General features: G+C 64.6%; 7 protein-coding genes. 2 read left to right on the forward strand and 5 right to left on the reverse strand.

Going from position 1 to position 7,766, the window contains the following annotated elements:
* The first annotated feature begins 6 nt into the window (after positions 1-6).
* Positions 7-774, forward strand: a complete 768-nt coding sequence (locus AYR66_RS23145) for a DUF1223 domain-containing protein (protein WP_088709469.1) — start codon at positions 7-9, stop codon at positions 772-774.
* Positions 775-882: 108 nt separating this feature from the next.
* Positions 883-1,818: a carbonic anhydrase gene (locus tag AYR66_RS23150; protein ID WP_088709470.1), complete on the forward strand. Its 936-nt coding sequence runs from the start codon at positions 883-885 to the stop codon at positions 1,816-1,818.
* Positions 1,819-2,014: 196 nt separating this feature from the next.
* Here the strand turns inward: AYR66_RS23150 and AYR66_RS30470 are convergent, their stop codons facing one another.
* From AYR66_RS30470 to AYR66_RS29725, 5 genes are all read right to left on the reverse strand, one after another.
* Positions 2,015-4,039 carry a methyl-accepting chemotaxis protein gene (locus AYR66_RS30470; RefSeq protein ID WP_088709471.1) on the reverse strand — a complete coding sequence of 675 codons (2,025 nt, stop codon included), beginning with the start codon at positions 4,037-4,039 and terminating at the stop codon, positions 2,015-2,017.
* Positions 4,040-4,222: 183 nt separating this feature from the next.
* Positions 4,223-5,014 carry a LytR/AlgR family response regulator transcription factor gene (locus AYR66_RS23160; RefSeq protein ID WP_088709472.1) on the reverse strand — a complete coding sequence of 264 codons (792 nt, stop codon included), beginning with the start codon at positions 5,012-5,014 and terminating at the stop codon, positions 4,223-4,225.
* Entirely contained in the window at positions 5,011-6,084 is a 1,074-nt protein-coding gene (locus AYR66_RS23165; RefSeq protein ID WP_088709473.1) for a sensor histidine kinase, read from the reverse strand. The genes AYR66_RS23160 and AYR66_RS23165 overlap by 4 nt, the downstream gene beginning before the upstream one ends.
* Positions 6,081-6,350, reverse strand: a complete 270-nt coding sequence (locus AYR66_RS23170) for a 2TM domain-containing protein (protein ID WP_088709474.1) — start codon at positions 6,348-6,350, stop codon at positions 6,081-6,083. Before AYR66_RS23170 ends, AYR66_RS23165 begins: the two co-directional genes overlap by 4 nt.
* A gap of 122 nt (positions 6,351-6,472) precedes the next feature.
* A partial coding sequence (locus AYR66_RS29725) for a gamma-glutamyltransferase family protein (RefSeq protein ID WP_206047252.1) occupies positions 6,473-7,766 on the reverse strand: 1,294 nt, incomplete at its 5' end.

Raw genomic sequence — 7,766 nt, forward strand, 5'->3', positions numbered from 1 at the left:
GCCGTCATGAACCGCGTCCTGTCCGCCGTTTCGCTTTCCCTTCTTCTCACGCCCTGGAGCGCCAGTGCTGGACAGGCTTGCATCAAGCAGAGCCCGCCGCACACGGTCGCCCTGCTGGAGCTGTATACCTCGGAAGGTTGCAGCAGCTGTCCTCCCGCCGACCACTTCATCAGCGGCCTGAACGAGGCCGGCCTCGGTGCCGACCGGGTCGTGCCATTGTCGCTGCATGTCGACTACTGGGATTACATCGGCTGGAAGGATGCGTTCGCGCGGCCGCTCTTTACCGAGCGCCAGTACTGGCTGTCGGCGCAGGGCAGGAGCCGGACGGTGTACACGCCCGAAATCTTTGTTGCCGGACAGGAGCTGCGCAACTGGCGGCTGGCTACACCGGCGGCGGTGCGCCGCATCAATGAACAGCCGGCGCAGGCGCAGATCGCCCTCTCGGCCGGAATGCCGTCGAACGGCAGCCTGCCAGTCGAGGTGAAGGCGAAGGCGTCGCGCGATGCGGCGCTGTATGTGGTCTTGTACCAGAGCGGATTGTCGACCGAGGTGAAGGCCGGCGAGAACCGCGGCGTGCAATTGCGTCATGATTACGTGGTGCGCGACTGGATCGGGCCGCTGGCCCTGGATGCGCAAGGCGGGCCGGCATCGTTGCCGCGTGCGCTGGCGGTGCCGGCCGGTGCCATGGCGCAGGACCTGGGTGTGGCCGCCTTCGTGCAGACACCGCGTGGCGAAGTGCTGCAGGCGCTGGCCTTGCCTTTGTGTTCAGGCTGAACAGGTGTTGTTCCCCGGCACAAAGCGCCGGGCGGTATCGTGAGTCGGGTAGAATATTTCTTCGCTGAAATGAGAAGCGCGCCTGACCTCATGGTGCCAAAAAAACACATGCGACTCCCGATCACCCTCCTGGCTTGCGCTGCGATCCTGGCCCCGCCCACCTTCGCGAAAGAGCCTGAAAAACTGCCCGGCAGCCGCGTGCTTCCGACTCCGGTAAAAGCCGAGCCGCCGAAGGAGCCGCGCCGCGAATTGACGGAAGCGGAAGTGGCCGCCATGGTCAAGCAGCGCCTCGAAGCCATGCGCAGGGCGCGGGCAGCACGCGCCGCGGCCGAGGCGAAGGCCGCGGAAAACCAGCCGAAGGCCAAGCGTTCCGACACCTGGAGTTACGAAGGCGACAACGGTCCGCAGAAGTGGGGCAAGATCAATCCGGCCTGGGCGAAGTGCGATTCCGGCCACCGACAGGCGCCGATCGATATCCGTGACGGCATCAAGGTCGACCTCGAACCGGTGCAATTCGAATACGGCGCGTCCGGTTTCAACATCATCAACAATGGCCATACGGTGCAGGTCAATGTCGCGCCCGGCAACCGCTTCACGCTCACCGGCCGCACCTACGAACTGCAGCAGTTCCACTTCCACCGCCCGGCAGAAGAAAAGGTCGACGGCCGCGGCTTTGACATGGTGGCGCATCTCGTGCACAAGGATGAAGAGGGCAGGCTGGCAGTGATCGCGGTGCTGATCGAAAGCGGCGAGCAGCATCCCGGCATCCAGACCGTGTGGAACAACCTGCCGCTGGAAAAGTACGAGCCGCTGGTGCCGGTGATCCAGTTCGACCCGTCGATGATGCTGCCGGAGCGGCGCGAGTATTACACCTTCATGGGTTCCCTCACGACGCCGCCGTGCGACGAGGGCGTGCTGTGGATCGTGATGAAGGAACCGATCAAGGCGTCGAAGCAGCAGCTGGATATTTTTGCGCGCCTCTATCCGATGAATGCGCGGCCGGTGCAGGCCTTGTCGGGGAGGTTGATCAAGGAGTCGAATTGAGTGTTTGGGGGGGCTGCAGGCGGGCGCGTGCGGATGATTTCTCGCACATTTTCCCCGTCATTCCCGCGAAGGCGGGAATCTATGGTGAGTTCGCTCGTGCTACCTGCCTATGGATTCCCACCTCCGCGGGAATGACGGGGAAAAGGGATGCGTGTAGCTGACAGTAAGTTCCCGCAGTCAACCGACCATAAAACCATCACCGCGCAGGCCGCACCCTTCCTCCCGCCACCGCAAGCCGCACCACCTCCGCCCTGCGCACCGGCTGTTCCGCAACCACCGGCGCCACAACCGGCTCACCTCCCAACCGGAACACACTGACCACCTGCGCCAGCTTCTGCGCCTGATCCTTCAACGCCTCCGCCGCCGCAGCCGCTTCTTCCACCAGCGACGCATTCTGCTGCGTCACCTGGTCCATTTGCATCACTGCTTCATTCACCTGTTCGATGCCGGACGTTTGCTCGCTGCTGGCGGCGGCGATTTCCGAGACGATGTCGGCCACGCGCTTGATGCTGCCCACCACTTCTTGCATGGTGGCGCCGGTCTGGTCGACCAGCTTGGTGCCGGCGTCGACTTTTTCGACCGAGGCGTTGATCAGTTCCTTGATTTCCTTCGCGGCGGCGGCCGAGCGTTGTGCGAGGCTGCGCACTTCGGCGGCGACCACGGCGAAGCCGCGGCCCTGTTCGCCTGCGCGCGCCGCTTCCACGGCGGCATTGAGCGCGAGGATGTTGGTCTGGAAGGCGATGCCGTCGATCACGCTGATGATGTCGACCACTTTGCGCGAGGATTCGTTAATGGAGTTCATGGTTTGCACCACGTGCTCGACCATTTCGCCGCCCCGCGCAGCGACACCGGAGGCAGACAGCGCGAGCTGGTTGGCCTGGCGCGCATTGTCGGCATTCTGCCTGACGGTGCTGGTGATTTCTTCCATCGTCGACGCCGTTTCCTCCAGCGAACTGGCTTCTTCTTCGGTGCGCGCGGACAGGTCGAGGTTGCCGGAGGCGATCTGGCCCGATGCGGTGGCGATGGTCTCGGTTCCGCTGCGCACTTCCTGCACGATGTTGGCGAGGCCAGCGTTCATATCCTTGAGGGCTTGCAGGAGCTGCCCCGTCTCGTTGCGGTACCGAATCTCGATCTGCGTGCTGAGGTCGCCCGCGGCGACGCGCTGAGCAACCTCGATCGCTTCGTTGAGGGGCACGGTAATCGAACGGACGATGCGCACGCCCAGCAGGGTCGCCAGCAGGACCAGCGCCAGCGCCGCGGCCAGGATGCCATAGGCGGCCGTGGCGAGGGTCGACTTGCGTTCCACCAGCAATTCTTCCAGCACGCCGATCGCCGCATCCTGGAACTGCACCTGCTCGGCAATGGCTGCCGTCACCTTGTTGAAGTAATCCTGCGCGTTGTAGGTGTGCTGTTCGGGCTTCACCACTTCCTCGCGCGCCAGGCGCAGCAGTTCCTCGCCCTTTGCCAGGGTGGATTGCAGCGGCTTTTCCAGGCGGCTGCGGCTGGCGGGACGTGCGGCAAGCGATTTTTCCATCGCATCGCGGATGCCGGCGATGCGGCCGTCCGCCTTTTCGATCAGGGCGCCGATGGAGGCGCGGTTGTCCATGGTCGCGGTCTTCGCGGTCAGGATGGCGGCGCCGCGCGCGCGCAGGCGGCCGAGCGATTCGATCAGTTCGGGCGACTGGACCAGCGCGGCATCGATCAGGAAGTGGTTCGCCGCGTCCGGATCAAGGCTGAGCCGGTAGTGGTCGAGCATGATTTCGCTGGCGGAGAGCATGTCTTCCACCAGGGCGGTGTGCGCGGCGAAACTCTCCGGCGGCGTCAGCTGGCGCCCGCCCACCTTGGCCGGCAACGGCGCCCATGCACTCTTGGCTTTCGACCAGGCCGCCTTCGCCGCGTTATTGTCGACGGCGGCGAGCAGCGCGTCGGCAGCGGCAATGGCTTTGTCTACTTCGGCCTGCTTGGCGGCACGCTGGGTCTGCGCACCTTCGTTGCCCGACAGGGCCATGGCCGACATGCCGCGATGCTGCTGGACCAGCAGCACGACGCCGAGCACCGCGCGTATGGGTGGCAGCCCCCGGATTTCGGCATCCGCCTGCGCAAGCGCCTTGCCCGATTCCCGTTCATACAGGGTCAGCGGGACGGCGACGAGGACGGCGGCGATCGCGGCAAGGAGCGCGAATTTTTGCCAGAGGAGCAACCGGTTCAGGAGAGCGGACATACCTATTCCTATTTACCGGCAAGTCGGGCGGAAGATCGCGTGGCTGTGCCTCGGCCGGTGCGTGGCTGCTTTCTTTATAGGCAACGAATGTCCGCCGGGCAATACCGGTTTTATGGGAACTTGCGAAGAAGTTGATCCAGGTTAGCGCGCCGACCCGATATTCTGCTATCCGTTGCGCGTCGCCTACATTTGCTTGAACAGATGCGCGAACACCCGGCTCACCGCCAACGACTCGCTGCGTCCCTTCAGGCGCAGGGAAAGCTTGCCGCTTTCATCGCGTATGGCGCTATGGATGCAGCCGGCATTGACCACCGTGCCGCGATGCACCTGCCAGAAAAGGTTGGGGTCGAGCTGCGGCATCAGTTCCTTGAGGCTGGTGCGGATCAGCGACTCGCTGTCGGCGGTGACCACGTTGACGTACTTGTCGGTTGCCTCGAAATAGATCACCTCGGACACCGGGATCATGCGCACCTGGTTGCCCACGGCCGCGCGGATCAGGTTCAGCCGCTCGCTGGCCGCCGGCATCTGCGGGACCAGGGTACGCAGCTGGCCGACGATGCGTTCCAGCTCGTCATTGCGTTCGGTGTGCTGCGACAGGCGCGCCTTGAGGCGCTCGACTGTCTTGGCCAGCCGCGCTTCGGTGACCGGCTTGAGCACGTAATCGGCGGCGGCCTGCTCGAAGGCTTGCAGCGCGTATTCATCGTAGGCGGTAACGAACACCACGAGCGGAAAGGGCACGTCTTCCGGCCAGTCCTCGGCCAGTTCCTGCGCGGCTTCGAGGCCGGTCTTGCCCGGCATCTTGATGTCGAGGAAGAGGATATCGGGACGCTGGGCCAGGGCTTCGGTGACGGCGGCAATGCCGTTCTCCACCACGCCGCCGACCTGCAGGTCGGGCCACAGGCGGTGCAACGTCTGCAGCAGGGCATGCGCAAGGATCGGTTCGTCTTCGGCGATGAGGGCGCGGATCATGTTCATGTCGGTAGAGTGAGTTTGGCAATCACGCCTTCGGGCGTGTTGGGTGTCAGGGAAAATTCGGCGCGCTTGCCGTACAGGGCCTGCAGGCGTTCACGCACATTGGATGCACCGATGCCCGTGCCGTCGCTCGGCGGCGCGCCGTCCAGGCCGAGGCCTGTGTCGCACACCGTCAGTACCAGGCGGCCGTCCTCGCGTTCGGCGCGCACGGTGACGAGGCCGCCTTCGACCTTGGGTTCGAGGCCGTGCTTGATGGCGTTTTCGACCAGCGGCTGCAGCAGCATCGGCGGCAGCGTGACGGTCCGCAAGTCGTCGGGAAGTTCCAGCGCATATGACAGCCGGGCACCCATGCGGATCTTCATCAGCCCAAGGTAGGCGTCGAGCAGCGCGAACTCCTGCGCCAGCGTCGTCTGCCCGGCACGCGATGCCGACAGCGTGGCGCGCAGGTACTGGATCAGCTGGTCGAGCATGTGCTGCGCGCGCGGCGGGTCGAGCGCGATCAGGCCCTGCAGGTTGGCCAGGGTGTTGAACAGCATGTGCGGCTCGATCTGTGCCTGCAGCATCTGCAGTTGCGCCTGCAGCGCCTGCTTTTCGATGGATGCGGCGCGCGCCTTTTCGGCTTCCGCTTCGGCGCGCAGGTATTCGATGTGCTCGCGGCTCCAGAAGAACCAGATGATGAACATCGAGGACACCGCGCCGCCGATCAGCATGGCCGTTGCATTGCCCGAGCGTATCGCGGACAGCGCCTCGCGCGGAATGCCGAGCATGGCGGCGGCCGCCGCCTTGCCGATGAATTGCGCGGCGGGCAGGGAGAACAGGATCAGGCCGATGAACTTCCACTTCGGCGGCTTGCATTCGCCCCATAGGACGAGGCGGCCGCCATCGATGAAGGCGGTGGCCAGCGTGCCGATGCAGATCGAGAAGACGAGGTTGATGAAGAAGCCGCCGTGCCCGCGCACCACGTAGGTGATGAGCACGGCGATGATGAGGTTGAAGACCTGCGTGATCGCGAGGTCGATCGCGAAGCGGCGCAGGCGGGGATACGGATTCCCGGGGGCGGGGGTGTAGATCATTCGGTCTTCTGCAGCTTGTTCAGTTCGTTTTCGATCATGCGTTGCTTCCATGCGGCTCCGTGCTGGGAGACGGCAAGGCCGTGGAATAGTAACCCGATTCCCCAGCCCAACATGGGCCAGAATGCCCAGATCCGTGCCGGGGTGAACAGGAAGTTGACCAGCACGAGGCCGGTATTCACCGCGAGATAGACAGCGAGGTGGATGCGGAAGCCGATCTTGCGCTCGACCCGGCGGCGGGCAATGGTGTAAGCGGGGGAATGTTCCATGGCTGCCTCCTGTTTTCACGTTCGATGGAGGCATTATTCCGGCCGCCTTGCCAGTGCGGTACCGGATTGCGACGAACTGTAGGTTATGGGCGTGAAACGCGGACTGGGCGCGACAAACGGTTTCAGAACCCGACAGCCTGCCCGTCGCGCCGGGCATCGCTGGCGGCGATGTAGCCGTCTTCCGTTTTCCAGATGAACTGGGCGGCGCCGAAATCGCGGGTGCTGTCGGTCCTGGTATTGAGCGCATGGCCGCGTCCGGCAAGGTCGGCGACGACGTCCGGATCCATGGTGCGTTCGATGTCGACCTCCATGCCCTCGTTGACTTTCCAGCGCGGCGCGTCGCAGGCCGCCTGCGGTTGTTGATCGTAAGACAACATCCGCACCAGCGCCTGCAGGTGGCCTTGCGGCTGCATGTTGGCGCCCATCACGCCGAAGCTCATCTGCGGCTGGCCCTCCCTGGTCACGAAGCCGGGGATGATGGTGTGGAAGGGCCGCTTGCCGGGCGCCACGCAGTTGGGATGCTTCGGTTCAAGGGAGAAGCAGGCGCCTCGGCTTTGCATGCTGATGCCGGTTTCGGGCACGACCACGCCGGAGCCGAAGCCGAGGTAGTTGGACTGGATGAAGCTCACCATCATCCCGCTTTCGTCGGCTGTCGTCAGGTAGACGGTGCCGCCGCGCGGTGGCGTCCCGTGCTTGAAATCGCCGGCCTTGCGCTCGCTGATCCGCTTGGCGCGTTCGGCAAGGTAGCCGTCGTCGAGCAGGTCTTCGGCGCTGACCTTCTTCATGTGGCGGTTGTCGCCGACCCAATGGTAGGTGTCGGCGAAGGCCAGTTTCATCGCCTCGATCTGCAGGTGGATGGCATCGGCGGAATCCACCGGGAAGCGGGTGAGGTCGAGATGGGACACGATGCCCAGCGCCATCAGCGCCGCGATGCCCTGGCCGTTGGGCGGAATCTCGTGCAGCGTGTAGCCGGCGTATTCCTTTTCGATCGGCGTCACCCATTCCGGCGAATATCCGGCGAGGTCTTCCAGCGAGAGGAGGCCGCCGCACTGCTTCGCATGGTGGGCCATGGCTTCGGCCAGTTCGCCCCGGTAAAAGGCTTCGCCGTGCGTTTCGGCGATGCGGGTGAGGGTGTGGCCGGCTTCGGCGAAGATGAAGTTTTCGCCGATATGCGGCGCGCGGTCGTTCGGCATGAAGGCGCGTGCGAACCCCGGCTGGCGCTTGAGCAGCGGCACGGCGGCCGCCCATTTCTTTTGCACGATCGGCGGTACGAGGTATCCGCGCTCGGCCAGCTCGATGGCCGGGTCGAACAATTCCGCGAAGGGCAGCTTGCCGAACTTTTCCGACAGCTCCACCCAGGCGGCGACCTGGCCCGGCACGGTGACCGAATCCCAGCCGTGGCCGGGGATCTTCCCG

The organism is Noviherbaspirillum denitrificans, assembly GCF_002211445.1.
Classification (GTDB): domain Bacteria; phylum Pseudomonadota; class Gammaproteobacteria; order Burkholderiales; family Burkholderiaceae_D; genus Noviherbaspirillum; species Noviherbaspirillum denitrificans.

Excerpts from the sequence above, each read along its gene's own strand:
- AYR66_RS23145 (WP_088709469.1), top strand. The coding sequence starts at position 7 with ATGAACCGCGTCCTGTCCGCCGTTTCGCTTTCCCTTCTTCTCACGCCC.
- AYR66_RS23150 (WP_088709470.1), top strand. The coding sequence starts at position 883 with ATGCGACTCCCGATCACCCTCCTGGCTTGCGCTGCGATCCTGGCCCCG.
- AYR66_RS30470 (WP_088709471.1), bottom strand. The coding sequence starts at position 4,039 with ATGTCCGCTCTCCTGAACCGGTTGCTCCTCTGGCAAAAATTCGCGCTC.
- AYR66_RS23160 (WP_088709472.1), bottom strand. The coding sequence starts at position 5,014 with ATGAACATGATCCGCGCCCTCATCGCCGAAGACGAACCGATCCTTGCG.
- AYR66_RS23165 (WP_088709473.1), bottom strand. The coding sequence starts at position 6,084 with ATGATCTACACCCCCGCCCCCGGGAATCCGTATCCCCGCCTGCGCCGC.
- AYR66_RS23170 (WP_088709474.1), bottom strand. The coding sequence starts at position 6,350 with ATGGAACATTCCCCCGCTTACACCATTGCCCGCCGCCGGGTCGAGCGC.